The following is a 17,668-nucleotide window of genomic DNA, read 5'->3' on the forward strand; positions in this document are numbered from 1 at the left end:
CCCGGATCGCAACATCCGGGAGTTTTTATTCTGCCGCCGCGCGGGCCGTGCTGGATATCTGGTTGATGTAGGCCCGCAGCGCTGCCGGTTTGACCGGCTTGTGCTGGACGGAAATCCCGTATTTTTCCGCATCGCTGCGCCCTTCCGGGCTGCGGTCCGCCGTTACAAGCAGGGCAGGGATCGTCTTGCCGTAAAATGTCCTGATGAGGCGGATGGCGCTGATGCCGTCGCCATCGTCCAGATGATAATCGGCGACGATGACATCGGGTGCTGCGGCCAAGTTGAGGAAGGGTTCCTCCAGCGTCGCCACGGAACCTGCGGGCAACACCTCGCAGCCCCATCCCGTCAGCAGTAGTGTCATGCCCTCGAGGATTTTCGGCTCGTTGTCGATGCACAGAACCCGGACGCCCTGAAGGCGGTCGCTGGCTGCGGGACTGGTTATCCCGCCAACGGCTTTGGCCGGCACGAGGCGATCCGCCTCGCGCGGCAGATGGATGCGGAAGGTCGTGCCTTTTCCGGGGGTGGAGATCAGCTGCACCGGATGGTGCAGCATGCGCGACAGCCGGTCGACGATGGAAAGGCCGAGCCCGAGGCCGGATGCCGTTCTTGCACCCTCGTCCAGCCGGGCGAATTCCTTGAAAACGGTGCGAAATTTGGATGAGGGGATGCCGATACCGGAATCAGTCACCTGAATGACGACTTCACCGCCCCGGCGGCGCGCACCGACGACCACCTTGCCCTTCAGCGTATATTTAATGGCGTTGGAAACGAGATTCTGTATCAGGCGCCGCAGGAGGTTGGGGTCGGAGCGGACGGTCAGCGAGGTTGGCATGACCACGAGGTCCAGGTTCTTCTCCTGCGCCATCGGTGCGAAGTCGGTCTCGATGCGTTTCAGCAACTCATTCAGCGGCACGGATGTCATGCGCGCCTTCATAGAGCCGGTGTCGAGACGGGAAATATCGAGGACAGCACCAAGAATGGTCTCCACCGATTCCAGCGCCGAATCGATATTGTGGACGAGATCGCTTTCGCCAGAAGCGCCAAGCCGTTCGACCAGCGAGGAGGAATAGAGGCGGGCGGCGTTCAGGGGTTGGAGAATGTCATGACCGGCGGCGGCGAAAAAGCGTGTCTTGCCGATATTCGCCTCGTCGGCGGAGGCTCTTGCCTCCGCCAGTTCGCGGTTGACGCGGGTAAGCTCAACGGTTCGCTCCGCCACGCGCTGCTCCAGCGTTTCGTTTGCCTGTTTCAGCGCCTGATCGCTCGCCACCCGCTGGGTGATATCGGTGAAGGTGGCGACGATGCCTTTGTCCGGCATGGTGTTGGAGCGCACTTCGATGATGCGCTCCCCGCCCGCCAGCACCAGCGAGAAGGGCAGATCCATGGTCAGGAAGCTGGTGATCAGTTCATTCGTGTCACCGGCGGGCATATCGCCGCGTTCCTGCAGCATCGAAACGATATCCGTGAGCGGTACGCCCACCTGCCCGAACTGCTCGGGTAGATCGAGAAGGGTGCGGAAACGCCGGTTCCAGATGGTCAGCTGCTGCGAACTGTCGAAAACGGCAATGCCCTGATCCATCTGGGCGAGCGCGGTCTGCAGCATGTCCTGGTTATATTGCAGGGCCTCGCTCGCCTGATCGAGCAGCCATGCCGTATCCGCACTGGTGTCTTCCGCCTTCTGAAGAATGATCGAGAGCACCAGGCGGGCGGAGGAGGAGCCGATGGCGCTGCCCAGCAGCTGTTCAGAGAAATGGATCAGCGCCATGTCCGCCGGCTGGTCGTCGTTGAGCTTCCTGCCCGCCGTCTTTTCATAGGTCGCGAGTGACCGCAGCATGCGCTCCTCGCCGAGATAACGGGCGACCGCGCTTTTGAGATCACCGACGCTGACGCGGGTTTTCCAGCCGCGCGTGGCGAATTGCGATTTCGAGTGACGCTTGACGAAGATGCCGGACTGGATGCGCTCCACCGGCCTCGGATTGCGCGAAAGCGAGCCGAGCACGAAGGAGAGGCTGTTGACGAGCAGGCTGAGAATGACCGCATTCACGAATGGGTCGGCTTCCGGCCCGTTGAATCCCGGGCTGCCGGAAAGCAGGAAACCGAGAATATTGGCCGCCACCTCGGAATTGTCGGGCCCGCCGAAGCTTGGCAGAAACAGCAGGTAGGCCCAAACGAAGAAGCCCGAACTCAGCCCCGCGATCGCACCGCGGGCATTGGCGCGCCGCCAGAACAGCCCGCCGAAAAGGGCAGGGGCCATCTGCGCAATGGCGGCGAATGCCAGAAGGCCGATGGAGGCGAGGCCCGTGGCACTGTCGGCGGCGCGATAATAGCCATAACCCAGCAGCAGCACGGCAAAGATCGCCGTTCGGCGGATGTTGAGCAGCGTCTTGGCGAAATCGTCCCGGTGCGGTGAGCGGTTCAACAACTTCTGCCGCAGGAAGATCGGCATGACGATATCGTTGGAAATCATGATCGACAGCGCCACCGAAGCGACGATCACCATCGCGGTCGCCGCCGAAAAGCCGCCGATGAAGGTGATCAGCGACACGACCGGCATCTGATGATTGAGCGGCAATTGCAGCACGTAGAGATCGGCATCGCCATTGGCGCCGAGCATCAGAATGCCGGCAAGCGCGATCGGCAGCACGAAGATGTTGATCGCGATGAGGTAGAGCGGCAGCAGGAACCCGGCCATACGCAGCTCTTCCGGCGTGCGGTTTTCAACCACCGTGACGTGGAACTGGCGCGGCAGCAGGATGATGGCGAAACCGGAAAGCAGCGTCATCACGATCCAGCGGCTGACGGGCGTGTGATAGGATATGGCCCGCATGGCCTGCTCATTATCCGTGGCAAGCTGCCACAGATGCGCGGGACCGTCGAAGAGGACGAAGAGTACGTAAAAACCGACGGTGCACATGGCGACGAGCTTGACCAGCGATTCCATCGAAATCGCCAGAATAAGCCCGTCCTGATGTTCGGTGGCATCGGTGTGGCGGGGGCCGAACAGGACGGCAACCCCCGCCATGACGATGGTGACGACCAGTGGCAGATCGAGGAAATAAAGATTGCCGCTGCCAATGCCGTAATCGCCGGGATCGACCATTGTCGCCACCGAGCTGGAAACGGCTTTCAGCTGCAGCGCGATATAGGGAATGGCGCCGACGAGCGCGATGATCGCGACGATCATCGCCACGGTGGAATTCTTGCCGTATCGGGCGGCGATGAAATCTGCGACGGAAGTCAGTTTTTCCGTTTTCGCCAGTTCAACGATGCGGCGAATGATCGGCATGCCGATGGTGAAGGCGAGGATCGGCCCGGTATAGATGCCGAGAAATTCCAGCCCCCTGTCTGCCGCGAGCCCCACACCGCCGAAATAGGTCCAGGACGTGCAATAGATTGCCAGGCTGAGCGCATAGACGAACGGACGCCCCTTTTTCGGAGCGTTTCTGTTGCGGCTGTTCCTGTCCCCATAGCTTGCAACCGCAAACAGCAGCAGGACATAAGCGAAGGCCGAACCGAATATGATCCACCCAGGAAGCACGCATCCTCCCCGTGCAAGAGTTCCCTGATATCAGCATAGGCGAATTCCGGGCCGTTGAGAATGAGCGCGGTCTGATCATAAAGTTCAAGGCGCGCGTGCAAAAAAGCTAATAAATGCAATCCCGCGGATTCCAAATGATGCCCGGACCCTATATGGTTGAGCGCGTAGGGACAGTCACATAGCTTCAGCTCGCGAAGCAGGAGAGAGGGACAATCTGAATGCTTAACGAATTTAAAACCTTCATTGCCCGCGGCAATGTCATGGATCTGGCCGTGGGTGTTATTATCGGTGCGGCTTTCAGCAAGATCGTCGACTCCGTCGTCAACGATCTCATCATGCCGATCGTGGGGGCGATCTTCGGCGGGTTCGATTTTTCGAACTACTTCCTGCCGCTGAGCTCCAGCGTCAATGCCACCTCGCTCGCCGCCGCCCGCGATCAGGGCGCCGTCTTCGCTTATGGCAGCTTTCTGACGGTTCTCATCAACTTCCTTATCCTCGCCTGGATCATTTTCCTGATGGTCAAGGGCGTCAACAAGCTGCGCGATTCGGTTGAGCGCAAGAAGGTTGAGGAAAAGGCGGAAGCAGCTCCGCCGCCGGAAGACGTCAAGCTCCTCACCGAAATCCGCGATCTGCTGAAGACGCGTTGATTGCCGGCATTATCCCCGGCCTGATTTGCCGGCTCACGCGGCCGGCGGTCTGCTGCCGGGGGTGATCCATAAAGAAAATCCATGATCGCCTCACGGAATATCATGCACATGGCTGGTTCGATGCGATAAGAAGGCACCAAACGGAGTGTCTTTAATGTCCATTTTGAACAGTCTGAGTGCGCGCTCTCTGGCGGCTCCCGAGAGCGGCATTGTTGAAGTCGTGAATTATGCCCGGGGGCGAGACAATCTCCTGCCGCTCTGGGTCGGCGAAGGTGATCTGCCGAGCCCGGACTTCATCAATCAGGCCGCCATCGATGGGCTCAACAATGGCGAAACTTTCTACACCTGGCAGCGTGGCATTCCAGAATTGCGCCAGGCGCTGAGCCGTTATTACGAACGCCATTTCGCGGCATCGCTGCCGCCGGAGCATTTTTACGCTACCGGTTCCGGCATGCAGGCGATTGTGCTTGCCGTGCAGGCGCTGACCTCGCCCGGCGACGAAATGGTCTATCTGTCTCCGACATGGCCGAATATCGTTGCCGCCATCGGTGTGGCAGGCGCGAAGGCGGTTCCGGTGGGTATCGATTTCCGCGACGGCCGCTGGGATCTCGATATCAACAGGCTGGAAAGCGCGATCACCGGCAAGACGAAGGCGCTTTTCATCAATACGCCCTCCAACCCGACCGGATGGACGGCGACGCTCGATAATCTTCGTGATGTTCTGGCGCTCGCCCGCAAACACGATCTGTGGATCGTCGCCGACGAGATTTATGCGCTTTATCATTATTCCGGCAGCCGTGCGCCATCCTTCCTCGACGTCATGGAGCCGGATGACAAGATCGTTTTCGCCAATTCCTTTTCGAAGAACTGGTCAATGACCGGCTGGCGTGTCGGCTGGCTTGTCGCCCCGCCGGCCATCGGTCAAGTCATCGAAAACCTCATTCAATATTCCACCTCGGGTGTGGCGCAGTTCATGCAGCGCGGCGCAGTCGCCGCCCTTGATCACGGTGATGGTTTCGTCCGCGAGAATTACGAGCGCGCTCTGACATCCCGTGACATTCTCTGCGATGCGCTCATCGCGACGAACCGTGTGGAAACCCTGAAACCCGACGGCGCTCTCTATGCCTTTCTCAAGATAGACGGCGTGACGGACAGCCGGGCCACGGCGCTCGATATCGTCGACAAAACAGGGGTCGGCCTTGCGCCCGGCACGGCCTTCGGCCCAGGAGGGGAGCTGTTTCTCCGTGCCTGTTTCCTTCGCAACCCAAGGCAGATAGAAGATGCGGCCGAGCGGCTAGCATCCTATATCCTCGGCAGGTAAGCGGCGTCTTTGCGTATAATGGTTTCCCCTGCCGCGCCGGGATCGCGCTGCGGTAGGGAAATCGGCAACAAAATCACAGCGAAGACCTAAAACTGCAACCCCACGGCGCAACCATCGACGTGGCGGATTTTCTGTGATATGCGCTCCTTGTTCCATTTATGAGAACATTTTCATCTAATAAATAAAAAACACCTCATTGCGCTAACCAATCGTAAGCCACCTTTTTAATGGGGCGGGGGTTCGGTCGCGTATTCGCTGTGCAAGTAATCAATGATGAAGAATTATTGGCTTTGATGGGCTCAAGAAAAGCAAACAGGGAAGTAGTGTCATGGCTGTTCTGGTCACGGGTGGGGCCGGCTATATAGGAAGCCACATGGTGTGGGCTTTGCTCGATGCCGGGGAAGAGGTCGTTGTTGTCGACCGGCTTTCGACGGGGTCGCGCTGGGCGGTCGCGCCGGCGGCGCGTTTTTATCTCGGCGATGCGGCGGATCGCGCCTTGCTCGACCAGATTTTCGAAGAAAACCAGATCGAGACCATCTTCCATTTCGCGGGCTCCGTCAGCGTTCCTGAATCGATCAGCCAGCCGCTCGAATATTACGAAAACAACACGGGCACGACCCGCGCCCTCGTGGCGGCGGCAGTCGGCCACGGTATTCGCAATTTCATCTTCTCGTCGACAGCCGCCGTCTATGGAAACCAGCCCTTTGATGGCCCGGTTCCCGAAACCGCGATCCTCAGCCCAGAAAACCCCTACGGCCTGTCGAAGCTCGCCTCCGAAATCATGCTGCGCGATGTCGTGCAGGCGCATGATTTCAATTACGTGGCGTTGCGGTATTTCAACGTCGCCGGAGCCGACCCGCAGGGGCGCGCCGGGCCATCTCCCACGGGTGTGGCAAACCTCATCAAGGTCGCCTGTGAAGCTGCTACCGGTCGCCGCGACCGGGTGGAAGTCTACGGAACGGATTACCCGACCGCGGATGGCACCGGCGTTCGCGATTATATTCATGTAAGCGACCTGATCGACGCGCATATGCTGGCCATGGCGCATCTGCGCGCAGGCGGCGGCACACGCACGCTCAATTGCGGTTATGGCGTTGGTTATTCGGTTCTTGATGTCCTGCAGGCCGTGCAGCAGGAATCGGGGTGCGATTTCCCGATCATCCATTGTCCGCGTCGCCCGGGCGATATTGCGGCCATGGTGGCGGATTCGGCGCGCATCCAGTCGGAGCTGGGCTGGCGTCCTCGCTTCAACGATCTGGTGACCATCGTTCGCACTGCGCTCCAGTGGGAGGCCAAACGCCAGGCCCAGCAAAGCGACAGGATTCCGCCGGTGCGGCGCAAGCTGGCGGCAATAGGCTGAGCGGACTCTGCGTTACCGAAAGCGGTCTTTCCTGAGGGAAGGATAGAGCGCCGGCCGATCCAGTGGAGCGGCCGGTCGAAGCCAGTGATCCCTGTCAAAGAAGCTGCGTGTCAGCTTCAACCCCGGCGATTGTTCGCTTGTGTGCAAAATCACGTTCAGGCGATGGGGTGCCGTCGGTTCCGGTTTTATGGAAACCGAAATACCGAAATGTTGTGCCTGATAGGGCTGCATCCGGCCTGCCGGTTCAAGTATGTTCGCCAGATCAGCCCACCGGGTTTGTTCCACGATCATGGCGAGTGCTTCATCAAGCTTTGTCAGAACGGCAGTCCCATCCAGCGTCTTCGGCGCAACGGCCTTCATCCTGATGGAGCGAACCTCGCCGGACGCTTCGCCCCTGATCTCGAGGAAGAGCGAGGCCCGCTCGGCCGGGCCTGCGGCGTTCGCCACCGCAAGATCGGCCATGCACTCGAAATTGCGGATGTTGACCGGGCTTGCGTGCCAGCCATGCGGGTTGGAAAAACCTGCGGCAGTAAAGCGGTCGCAAAGCTCCTTGCCGGAAAGAACGAAATCGCGTGCGAAAGATGCCCTGTCACCCCCTTGCTCGAATTTCAGAAGATGGGGCGGCAGAGAGACTTTTTGGGCGACTAGTTTCTGCCGCTTGACGGGCTTCATCTTCGGCGGGGGGGCCGCGGAGCGTGTCGCGGATGCCAGATTGAGATAAATCAGCAGGCTTTTGAGATGCTTCTTGTCATTGGCCAGTAGCACCGTCGCCCCGATGGCAAGACAAACGGCCAGCACCGCAAACAGCAGCGCGCCGGAGCTCACTCTTTTCTGCAAGCCTGCGTCCATCGCAAGACCTTAAGGGGCTGGCGGAAAGGCGTCAGCCGGTTTTGATATGGCTTTTCGGACTATCGGCAGCCCGGTGAATATATGGTGTGAGCGAAGGCTCTGAAAATCTTATGCAACTCACCGCCGAAGTTTCCGGCGGTGCAGGTCTTATTCGCCGTTGTTCTTGGCCGTGTCCTGTCCAACAGCGCTGCTTTCATCGTCTGCGACCGGAATGGCGTAGGAGCCGTTCAGCCAGCGGGCGAGATCAAGCGAGCGGCAGCGATCCGAACAGAAAGGATAGTCTTCCCGTGTCGAGGGCCGCCCGCATTCAGGGCATGGCTGGGATTTGCGCAGCGGCGTGACGTTTCCGGCGCCTTCGGGAGATTTTGCCATGGCCTATCCTTCGAGCCAGCCCGAAGTCACCTCAAATCCTTCTCCGGAAAGAAGCGACATCGTCTCATAAAGCGGCAGGCCGACGACATTGGTATAAGAACCGGTCAGCTTTTGCACGAATGCGCCGGCAATGCCCTGGATGCCATAGGCTCCCGCCTTGCCGCGCCACTGGCCGGAGGCGATATAGGCCTCGATTTCGCGCGTGGAGAGGCGCTTGAAACGCACCTTTGTCTCCGCCACCTTCTGTCGGATCTTGCCGCCGGGGGTGACGAGGCAGATGCCGGTATAGACCCAGTGGCTGCGTCCCGAAAGAAGATGCAGCGCAGCCGAGGCCTCTTCCGTATATTCGGCCTTGCCGACGATGCGGCGACCAACGGCGACCACCGTATCTGACCCCAGAACATAGGAGTCTTTCCACGCCTGTTCGTTCTTCAGCGCCGCCTGCGCGGCTTCTGCCTTCTGCAATGACAGACGACCGCAGAGCGTGCGCGGATGCTCAAGCTTGGCCGGGGTCTCGTCGATATCCATCGGCATCAGACGTGCCGGTTCGATACCGATCTGATGCAGCAGTTCCAAACGCCGCGGCGAGCCGGATGCCAGAACGAGCTTTTGTTTTGAATTGGTCATTGCGCTGCCCGGGCGTCCGTTGCGGAACGTGGATTACTTGAAGCGATAGGTGATGCGGCCCTTGGTGAGGTCGTAAGGCGTCATTTCGACCAGCACCTTGTCGCCGGCGAGAACGCGGATACGGTTCTTGCGCATGCGGCCCGCGGTGTGGGCGATGATTTCGTGGTCGTTCTCAAGCTTCACGCGGAATGTTGCGTTCGGCAGCAATTCGGTTACGATGCCCGGGAATTCAAGGACTTCTTCTTTTGTCATGTAAGGGTTTTCTTCCTGTTGATAGTGCCGGACGTGTCCTGTCCGGGAAAATTGCGCGGAAACTACACAATCCCGGCACATTTGTGAACCTCTAAAGCATCGGCTTGAAAATCGCGATCGATTTTAACAGGCTGAGGCGGTTTTCAGTCTTTTGAAAGCGTATCCGCCACCGGCTGCTGCCGTCCCGGCAGGCGTTCCGAGATCAGCTTTGCCAGATGGTCCCGCACCTCGCGATAGGCGTCGAGGATCTGCTCGCGCGTGCCTGTTATTACCGTCGGGTCCATGGTCGGCCAATAGACCACGTCGAGCGAATTCGAGCGCGTCAGTTCCAGTGCGGCGTGATGGGCTTCGGGTGTCAATGTAATGATCAGATCGAAAAAATCATCCTCGATCTCGTCCAAAGTGCGCGGTTTGTGCTTGCCGAGCGAAAATCCCTGTTCTTCCAGTACGGCATCCACGAAAGGATCGCGCTCGCCGGCGCGCACGCCCGCCGACTGTATATAGATGCCGGGCGCCACCAGCCGTTTGGCGATGACCTCCGCCATGGGGGAGCGAATGGAGTTCATGCCGCACATGAAGAGGACCGATTTGGGCGCTCGTCCCTCGTTTGGCGCTGCGGCAGGATCGATCATCTCTAACCCCGCCAATAAAGCACGCAGACAAGGGTGAAGAGGCGGCGCGCGGTATCAAAATCCACCTTGATCTTGCCAGAAAGCCGATCCATCAGCGTTTGCGAGCCGTCATTGTGAATACCGCGCCTGCCCATGTCGATTGCCTCGATCTGGCTCGGCGTGGAGGAGCGGATAGCCTCGTAATAGCTTTCGCAGATCAGGAAATAATCCTTGATGATGCGGCGGAACGGCGTCAGCGACAGGATATGGATCGCGACATCCTTCTCGTCTTCCGTTCTGATCGAGAAAACCAGCTTGGCGTCGACGAGCGAGATGTGCAGCCGGTATGGCCCGCCGGCATGGCCAAGCGGCTCAAAGGTGTTTTCCTCGATCAGATCGAAAATGGCGACGGCGCGTTCATGCTCCACGTCGGGCGTGGACCGGCCGATGCTATCGTCCAGTACCACGTCGCAGAGCCGGAAATCGCCTGAAGCCATCGCTTAACTTTCCGGATTGAGGCGAATGGAGACCGAACGCGCATGTGCGTCCAGCCCTTCGGAACGGGCAAGGGTAATCGCTGCCGGCGCAAGCTGGCGCAGCTGCTCGGGCCCAAGCCGCAGGATCGAGGTGCGCTTGACGAAATCCAGCACTGAAAGGCCGGAGGAGAAGCGCGCCGAGCGCGCCGTCGGAAGAACATGGTTAGAGCCGCCGACATAATCGCCGATCACCTCCGGCGTGTGGCGTCCGACGAAGATCGCACCCGCATTGCGAATGTGGGCCATCAGGGCATCCGGATCATCGACGGCAAGTTCCAGATGCTCGGCGGCGATGCGGTTGGCGAGCGGAATGGCGTCGGCGAGCTTTTCGACCAGAATGATCGCGCCGAAATCGGCCCAGCTTGCCGCCGCCGTTTCGGAACGCGACAGGCGCTTCAGCTGCCGCTCGACGGCCGCTTCAACGGCCTTGCCGAGTTCGGCATTGTCGGTGATCAGGATCGATTGCGCGCCGCGGTCATGTTCCGCCTGCGCCAGAAGATCGGCAGCCAGCCAGTCCGGATCATTGTCCTTGTCGGCAATGACAAGCACTTCAGAAGGCCCGGCGATCATGTCGATGCCGACAGTGCCGAAGACCTGGCGCTTTGCGGCGGCCACATAGGCATTGCCGGGGCCGACGATCTTGGCGACCGGCGCGATGCTTTCCGTGCCATAGGCGAGTGCGGCGACGGCCTGCGCGCCGCCAATGCGGTAGATTTCCTCAACGCCCGCGATGCGCGCGGCGGCAAGCACGGCGGGGTTTATCACGCCGCCATTCGCCGGCACCACCATGACGATGCGCTCGACACCGGCAACCTTGGCCGGCACGGCGTTCATCAGAACGGAGCTTGGATAGCTGGCGGTGCCACCAGGGACATAGAGGCCGACGGCTTCGATCGCCGTCCAGCGCGAGCCGAGGCCCACGCCGATCTCATCCTCATAGATATCGTCCTTCGGCATTTGCCGCGCATGGTGTTTTTCGATGCGCCGGGCCGCGAGTTCGAGGGCTTCGATGACGCTCGCATCGACCGCTGAAAAGGCGGCGTCGATTTCGTCCACTGTCACCCGCATCGAAACCTTGGAAAAATCGATGCCGTCGAATTTCTGGGAATAATGGGCAAGGGCGGCATCGCCGCGATGGCGGACATCGTTGATGATGTCGCGAACGGTCGCGTTGACGTCTTCGGAAACTTCTCTCTTGGTTGTCAGGAAAGCCGCGAATTTCTGTTCGAAATCAGCCGATGCCCGCTCCAGCCAGATTGCCACGCCATTACCCTTTCATTGTCCCCGCGGGAAATCCCGCGAGGTGCACGAACTTGCCGCAGAAAAATTGCGGCTCTGGTATGTGGCATAAATCGAAACGGCAAGGAAAGGCAACCGTTGCGAAGGCTTGCAACGTTTATTCGCTGTCGGGATGATGCGGTTTGGTAGTGGTTTCCCAGGCGCCGCTCACATCGGTCAGCTGCGCCTCGATGCATTCGACGTCGAGTGCGATGGCGCCGCCGCCGGACAGCGTCAGTTCCACCGCGCCATCAGGCCCTTCGCCATTCTGGACGAAGCGGATGGCGAGAAGCGAAAGCACCTGTTCCTTGTCGTCGCGGTTGATGCCGTGCGAGCGGACAGCGGAGACGCGCTTCAGGAAAACCACGCTGCGGCAGCGCTCCGGCGGCAGGCTCTTTTTCTCAGTGCTTTCCCAGACGAAACGGTTGGCGGAAAGCGTGAATTGCCCGTGTTTCGGCTCGAAGGCAACGTCCTTCAGCTTGAAGACGCTGTCCTGCATATGCGTCGAAATGACGGAGAGATCTTCAGTATCCAGCGCCAGCAATTTCAGGCCGCTCATCGTTTTCTTCCTTCTTCTGCGGTGCGGACCGCTATTTCCATGAATTACAATGGAAATAGGCAGTCCGGGGCCACTCTGCAACGGGTAGAAAACGGATGAGCGGTGATGAAAGGATCAATCGCTGACGCGTTCGACCAGCGCACCGCAGCGGGTGAGCTTTTCTTCGAGGCGTTCGAAGCCGCGATCGAGGTGGTAGACCCGCGAAACCATGGTCTCACCTTCCGCCACGAGGCCGGCAATGACCAGCGAGACGGAAGCGCGCAGGTCGGTCGCCATCACTGGCGCACCCTTCAGACGGGAGACGCCTTCGATGCGGGCCATCTGGCCGGAGAGCGAAATCTTCGCGCCGAGGCGGGCCAGTTCCTGCACATGCATGAAGCGGTTTTCAAAGATGGTTTCGGTGATATGCGAGACGCCCTGCGAACGGGTCATCAGCGCCATGAACTGCGCCTGCAGGTCGGTTGGGAAGCCGGGGAAGGGCTCCGTCACGATATCGACCGGCTGGATGCCATTGCCGTTGCGCACGACGCGCAGGCCTGTCTCCGTATCGCTGATGGTAGCGCCTGCGAGCCGCAGCGTATCGAGCGCGTTGTCGAGCAGCGATGCGCGTGTGCCTTCCAGCACCACGTCACCACCGGCCATGGCGACCGCCATGGCATAGGTGCCGGTTTCGATACGATCCGGCAGAACCCGGTGGCGTGCGCCGGAAAGCGAGGTGACGCCTTCAATGGTGATGGTGGAGGTGCCGGCGCCTTCGATCTTCGCGCCCATGGCAGTCAGGCACTGGGCCAGATCGACCACTTCCGGTTCGCGCGCGGCGTTGTGGATAACGGTGGTGCCGCGGGCAAGGCTTGCCGCCATCAGCATCACATGCGTCGCGCCGACGGAAACTTTCGGGAAGGTGTAGACGGCACCGATCAGGCCGCCCTTGGGCGCAGTGGCGTTGATGTAACCGCCATCGATCTCCATCGTCGCACCGAGTGCTTCAAGGCCCTCGATGAACAGGTCGACCGGGCGTGTGCCGATGGCGCAGCCGCCGGGCAGCGAAACGCGGGCGCGGCCCTCGCGCGCCAGAAGCGGGCCGATGACCCAGAAGCTCGCGCGCATCTTGGAAACCAGCTCGTAAGGCGCTGTGGTGTCTACAATGGTGCGGCAGGTGAAATGCACGGTGCGGGAATAGGCTTCGCCCTGGCTTTCGCGGCGGCCGTTCACGGAAATATCGACGCCGTGATTGCCGAGAATGCGGATGAGCTGCTCCACGTCGGCCAGATGCGGCACGTTTTCGAGCGTCAGCGTGTCGCTGGTGAGAAGCGATGCGATCATCAAAGGCAGGGCGGCATTTTTAGCGCCGGAGATGGGAATGATGCCGTTTAGCTTGTTGCCACCCGTAATTCTGATGCGATCCATGCGTCCCTACGGGCCTGTGCCCGCCTTTCTTATAGTGCCTTGCGGAAAGGCGCGTCCTTAGACGAATTTCCGCGGCGTTTCAATTTTATGCTGATGAATTCTCTAAGAGGATGATTCGTCCGTTTTTGCGGCAGGCAGGCCAATAGTATCGTCCTCTTCGCCGGCACGGCGCGCACGAACCTGCTGTTTGCGCTTCAAAAGATTTTCACGAAGCTTCTTGGCCGCCCGGGCCTTGCGCTCCACCTCGCGCTGCCGCGCCTTTTCGCCAGGCCCCGCCTGCGGCTTGCCGTCGGCCACCGGGGCGTATGCTTCTGCGGAAGCGCCGGCGGAAACCGCTGCCTTTGCCTGTTTGTCATGATGTTCGTTCATAGATTCAGCAATATCTGAAAAATGCATTTTTCAACAGGGGGCACGCTTTTTTGCCCCGCTTGATGAAGAATATCGTTTTGCGACTTGCGCTCGTCAAAAACCTATGGCAATAGGCCGCCACGCTTGATGCTGAAGCAAACGCTTCGGCACCGGATGCTGCTATAGCTCAGGGGTAGAGCACTCCCTTGGTAAGGGAGAGGCCGAGAGTTCAAATCTCTCTAGCAGCACCATTTCCACACAATTTCAAATACTTACGTAATAGCCTACACCGTTCGCATGCGGCATGTGATGTATGCCCGCGCCGCGCAGCCCGCGGCAAATGGAAAACCGCGCCCCTTGCGAAGCGCGGTTTCCATATCCGAATATTCTGTTGCTGCCAGAGCGGGACGAAACCGCCCGTAGCCATCGGGCGCCGCTTACTGACGGAATAGCGACAGGATATTTTCGGAACTGGTATTGGCGATGGAGAGCGACTGGATGCCCAGCTGCTGCTGTGTCTGCAGCGCCTTGAGGCGGGTCGATTCTTCGTTCATGTCCGCATCCACAAGGCGGCCGATGCCGCTGTCGATGGAGTCGGTGAGCTTCGACACGAAGTCTTCCTGAAGGCCGATGCGCATCTTGATCGAGCCGAGAGCGGCGGAAGCGCTGCTCAGGGATTGAAATGCGGTTTCGACATCGGTGAGAAGATTACCGATGGTGTAGGCCGGCGGCGTTGCAGAAGCGAACAGCTTGAGATCGATGTCCCATACGGAAATGCCGGAGGCTGTTCCGGGTTGTCCGATGATGCCCCTCGTGGTGTCGAGCGTCGCGGGCGAGCCGGTCAGGCCGAAAAGCACATTGGCGGTCGTCGTGCCGGCAGTGGTATCGACAAGCGTATAGTCTGTTTTCGTCACGCTGACAGTGCCGCCGCCGTCGCGAACAAAGCCGGAAACGACAGTCTTGGCGCCGGTGCCCAGCAGCCAGTTCTCGCCGCTGAAGGATGCGCCCTGCGCGATCGATTCAAGCTGCTTTTTCAGCTGGTCGATCTCTTCCTGGATCTTGGTCTTGTCCACACCTTCTTCGGTGGCGGCAACGATTTTCGATTTGATTTCCTTGATGACTTCGACCGAGCTTTCCATTGCGGAATAGGCGACATCGATCTTCGCCGCGCCGAGGCCCAGCGCATCCTGAACCGCGGAAAGGGCCATGTTGTCGGAGCGCATCGTCGTCGCGATCGACCAATAAGCGGCATTGTCGGATGCGGTCTTGACCCGCAGACCCGAAGACACTCTGGATTGGGTATCTTCGAGCTGGCCGCTGATTGCGCGCAAGGTCTGAAGCGCCGACATGGCGGCGGTGTTCGTCAGAATACTTGTCATAATTGCCCCTCTGAGCTGGCTAAATGGGAAGGGACATTCCGGGATCGCCGGAAACGACTGAGCGGCGTGATGCCTGTTAACCTCTTTTTCGTCTTGGTTAACGAGTCGTTTCGATGCGCTGATTTAGCCGTGATTTGGTTAACGAACTCTTAATCAAAAAATCTCTTAGTTTCGCAGGCGACTAAACAAAAAAACCGCGCCTTTCGGCGCGGTTGATTTTTTCGGCTGAAGCTTCCGATTAACGGAAGAGCGACAGGATGCTTTCGGAGTTGCTGTTGGCGATCGAGAGAGCCTGAACGCCGAGCTGCTGCTGGGTCTGCAGGGCCTTGAGGCGGGTGGACTCTTCGTTCATGTCGGCGTCCACGAGGCGGCCGATACCCTTTTCGACGGAGTCGGACAGCTTGGAAGCGAAATCTTCCTGCAGGCCGATACGCATGGAGAGCGAGCCGAGCTTTGCGGCAGCGCTGGTCATGGCCTTCAGGGAGTTTTCAACCAGCGTCAGGGCTTCGGCCATGTTCGTGGCGCGGTCAGCGGCTGCATACTGGGTGATATCAAGCGTGTAGACGGACTGGGCAGCGACGGTCGTGAACGTGCCGGTCGTGCCGAGAATGCCTGTCGTGTCGGGAACGCCCGTAGCGGAGTCGACCGAGCCGAACAGGGTGTTGCCGGTTGCGGTGTTGTCGAGAGCGTATTTCGTGGTCGTGACGTTAACGGCGCCACCGGTGGAGCGAACGAAGCCGGCAACGACCGACTTGTCCGGGTCCGTGCCGGGGGTCGTCGCACCGAGCGTCGAAACGCCGACGAGCCAGTTTTCACCGTAGAAGGAAGCGCCCTGTGCGATCGATGCGAGCTGCTTCTGGAGCTGGCCGATTTCTTCCTGAACCTTGGTGCGGTCGACGCCTTCTTCAGTTGCCGTGACCAGCTTTGCCTTGATTTCCTTGACGACTTCGATTGCCGATTCCATGCCGGCAGAAGCGGTGTCTACCTTGGCGGCGCCGAGGCCGAGAGCGTCGGAAACGGAGGAGAGAGCCATGTTGTCGGAGCGCATCGTGGTTGCGATCGACCAGTAAGCAGCGTTGTCAGCAGCTTCGCCAACGCGAAGGCCGGAGGAAACGCGTGCCTGAGTGGATTCCATGTTCTGGCCGATAGAGCGCAGGGTCTGGAGCGCAGACATTGCTGCGACATTCGTGATAATGCTCGTCATAGTAGTGTGCCCCTTGAATGGCTGATTAAAGAAGGGACATTCCGGTTTCACCGGGAACGGCGCACAGCATCATGCCTGCTAACTGGCTGATTTTTAACGTTAGCTCGCCGTTTCGATGAGCATTAGGTAACGCGGGTTTGGTTAATGAATTGATAAGTGGAGAAAGAAATTCAGCGTCGTCAAAATTAAAAAATGCAACCCTCGCGCGCACGCGCGCGTATCGCCAAAAGTTTAAAAAAAAGATAAGGCCGCACCCGTTTCCGGATGCGGCCTCATTGATGCATTCAGTCCGATTCAGCCTTTCGGACCTTTATGCCTTCTATCCCAGTCTGCGCTCGGTCAGCCCCCGATTGCCTGTGGGAAGAAATCTGTCCCCCAGCCCCGAAGGGCTATGAGAAGCTCAGCTCTTAACGGAAGAGCGACAGGATGTTCTGCGAGTCGCTGTTGGCGATCGACAGAGCCTGGATTGCCAGCTGCTGCTGCGTCTGGAGAGCCTTCAGCTTGGTGGACTCTTCGTTCATGTCGGCGTCAACGAGACGGCCAACGCCCTTTTCGATGGTGTCGGACAGCTTGTCGGCGAAGTCGGTCTGCAGGTCGATACGGGCAGACAGCGAACCGAGCTTGGCGCCGGCGCTGGTCATCTTCGTCAGAGCGGTTTCAACGGAGTAGAGGGCGTTGTCGAGATCGTCGGTGGTGACGTTCATGTCGAGAACGGAGATCTGGGTGTAGGTCTTGGCGCCGACAGTCGTCGTCGCACCGGTAGCGTTCAGGATACCGGAGTTTGCGTCGATCGTGCCGGGCGTAGCTTCCGTGTAAAGCATGGAGGCGGCGTCGAGAGCGTAGTCCGTCGTCTTGACGCTGACGTTGCCGCTGGCGTCACGAACGAAGCCGGAAACAACCGTCTTGGTGGCGTTGGCGCTGGAAACGAGCCAGTTTTCACCGTTGAAAGACGCGCTTGTGCCGATCGACTTCAGCTGGTCGAGCAGCTGCGTGACTTCTTCCTGAACCTTGGCCTTGTCAACGCCCTGTTCCTTGGCGGCAACGACCTTTGCCTTGATGTCGGTGACGACCTTGATGGCGGCGTCCATACCGGCAGACGCGGTGTCAACCTTGGCGGCGCCCATGCCCAGCGCGTCGGAGACGGCGCCGAGAGCCTTGTTGTCGGAACGCATGGTGGTCGCGATCGACCAGTAGGCAGCGTTGTCCGAAGCCGAGCCAACCTTCAGGCCGGAAGAAATGCGGTCCTGCGTGCTCGAAAGGTCGGAAGCGATGGAACGCAGGGTCGAGAGAGCGGCCATTGCGTTGGTGTTGGTGAGAATGCTTGCCATAATAAATGTGTCCCTTGTTTTTACGAGATACTGGAGTGGGGACATACCGGGTTTG

Annotated in this window: 17 protein-coding genes and 1 tRNA gene; 4 read left to right on the forward strand and 14 right to left on the reverse strand. The window is 59.4% G+C overall.

Annotated features, from left to right (window positions below):
* Positions 1-25 precede the first annotated feature (25 nt).
* Positions 26-3,535: a hybrid sensor histidine kinase/response regulator gene (locus tag ASB65_RS02075; protein ID WP_060722888.1), complete on the reverse strand. Its 3,510-nt coding sequence runs from the start codon at positions 3,533-3,535 to the stop codon at positions 26-28.
* Positions 3,536-3,753: 218 nt separating this feature from the next.
* Here ASB65_RS02075 and mscL point away from each other — a divergent pair, with 218 nt between their 5' ends.
* The 3 genes from mscL (at position 3,754) to galE (ending at position 6,863) form a co-directional block, all read left to right on the forward strand.
* Complete coding sequence (mscL, locus tag ASB65_RS02080; protein WP_003503459.1) at positions 3,754-4,182, forward strand: large conductance mechanosensitive channel protein MscL; 429 nt, start codon at positions 3,754-3,756, stop codon at positions 4,180-4,182.
* Between the two features lie 154 nt (positions 4,183-4,336).
* Entirely contained in the window at positions 4,337-5,503 is a 1,167-nt protein-coding gene (locus tag ASB65_RS02085; RefSeq protein ID WP_060722889.1) for a pyridoxal phosphate-dependent aminotransferase, read from the forward strand.
* Positions 5,504-5,831: 328 nt separating this feature from the next.
* A complete protein-coding gene (gene galE / locus ASB65_RS02090) occupies positions 5,832-6,863 on the forward strand; it encodes a UDP-glucose 4-epimerase GalE (protein ID WP_060722890.1) in 1,032 nt (343 codons plus the stop codon).
* A 12-nt stretch (positions 6,864-6,875) separates the two neighbouring features.
* Here the strand turns inward: galE and ASB65_RS02095 are convergent, their stop codons facing one another.
* The 10 genes from ASB65_RS02095 to ASB65_RS02140 all read right to left on the reverse strand — a co-directional run bounded on the left by ASB65_RS02095 (position 6,876) and on the right by ASB65_RS02140 (position 13,723).
* Positions 6,876-7,712: a DUF6030 family protein gene (locus ASB65_RS02095; RefSeq protein ID WP_060722891.1), complete on the reverse strand. Its 837-nt coding sequence runs from the start codon at positions 7,710-7,712 to the stop codon at positions 6,876-6,878.
* A 147-nt stretch (positions 7,713-7,859) separates the two neighbouring features.
* Positions 7,860-8,084, reverse strand: coding sequence for a DNA gyrase inhibitor YacG (gene yacG, locus ASB65_RS02100; RefSeq protein ID WP_003503455.1), 225 nt, complete (start codon positions 8,082-8,084; stop codon positions 7,860-7,862).
* Positions 8,085-8,087: 3 nt separating this feature from the next.
* Positions 8,088-8,711, reverse strand: a complete 624-nt coding sequence (locus ASB65_RS02105) for a Maf-like protein (protein WP_060722892.1) — start codon at positions 8,709-8,711, stop codon at positions 8,088-8,090.
* Between the two features lie 33 nt (positions 8,712-8,744).
* Entirely contained in the window at positions 8,745-8,963 is a 219-nt protein-coding gene (infA, locus tag ASB65_RS02110; protein ID WP_003503453.1) for a translation initiation factor IF-1, read from the reverse strand.
* A 143-nt stretch (positions 8,964-9,106) separates the two neighbouring features.
* Positions 9,107-9,595 (reverse strand): low molecular weight phosphatase family protein, encoded by a 489-nt coding sequence (locus ASB65_RS02115; protein WP_003503450.1) that lies wholly within the window; start codon positions 9,593-9,595, stop codon positions 9,107-9,109.
* A 2-nt stretch (positions 9,596-9,597) separates the two neighbouring features.
* On the reverse strand, positions 9,598-10,071 hold the full coding sequence (locus tag ASB65_RS02120) for a UPF0262 family protein (RefSeq protein WP_003503448.1): 474 nt from the start codon (positions 10,069-10,071) through the stop codon (positions 9,598-9,600).
* Between the two features lie 3 nt (positions 10,072-10,074).
* Entirely contained in the window at positions 10,075-11,373 is a 1,299-nt protein-coding gene (gene hisD / locus ASB65_RS02125) for a histidinol dehydrogenase (RefSeq protein ID WP_060722893.1), read from the reverse strand.
* Positions 11,374-11,506: 133 nt separating this feature from the next.
* On the reverse strand, positions 11,507-11,947 hold the full coding sequence (locus tag ASB65_RS02130; RefSeq protein WP_003503446.1) for a DUF2948 family protein: 441 nt from the start codon (positions 11,945-11,947) through the stop codon (positions 11,507-11,509).
* Between the two features lie 114 nt (positions 11,948-12,061).
* On the reverse strand, positions 12,062-13,354 hold the full coding sequence (murA, locus tag ASB65_RS02135; RefSeq protein WP_003503445.1) for a UDP-N-acetylglucosamine 1-carboxyvinyltransferase: 1,293 nt from the start codon (positions 13,352-13,354) through the stop codon (positions 12,062-12,064).
* Positions 13,355-13,456: 102 nt separating this feature from the next.
* Positions 13,457-13,723, reverse strand: coding sequence for a hypothetical protein (locus ASB65_RS02140; protein WP_060722894.1), 267 nt, complete (start codon positions 13,721-13,723; stop codon positions 13,457-13,459).
* Positions 13,724-13,878: 155 nt separating this feature from the next.
* Here ASB65_RS02140 and ASB65_RS02145 point away from each other — a divergent pair.
* Positions 13,879-13,953: transfer RNA gene (locus tag ASB65_RS02145), tRNA-Thr, on the forward strand.
* 186 nt (positions 13,954-14,139) lie between these two features.
* Here the strand turns inward: ASB65_RS02145 and ASB65_RS02150 are convergent.
* The 3 genes from ASB65_RS02150 to ASB65_RS02160 form a co-directional block, all read right to left on the reverse strand.
* Positions 14,140-15,081, reverse strand: a complete 942-nt coding sequence (locus tag ASB65_RS02150) for a flagellin (RefSeq protein ID WP_003503441.1) — start codon at positions 15,079-15,081, stop codon at positions 14,140-14,142.
* A gap of 238 nt (positions 15,082-15,319) precedes the next feature.
* Complete coding sequence (locus ASB65_RS02155) at positions 15,320-16,285, reverse strand: flagellin (protein WP_003503440.1); 966 nt, start codon at positions 16,283-16,285, stop codon at positions 15,320-15,322.
* 407 nt (positions 16,286-16,692) lie between these two features.
* Complete coding sequence (locus ASB65_RS02160; protein WP_003503439.1) at positions 16,693-17,613, reverse strand: flagellin; 921 nt, start codon at positions 17,611-17,613, stop codon at positions 16,693-16,695.
* Positions 17,614-17,668 lie beyond the last annotated feature (55 nt).

This window comes from Agrobacterium tumefaciens str. B6 (assembly GCF_001541315.1).
Lineage (GTDB): Bacteria > Pseudomonadota > Alphaproteobacteria > Rhizobiales > Rhizobiaceae > Agrobacterium > Agrobacterium radiobacter.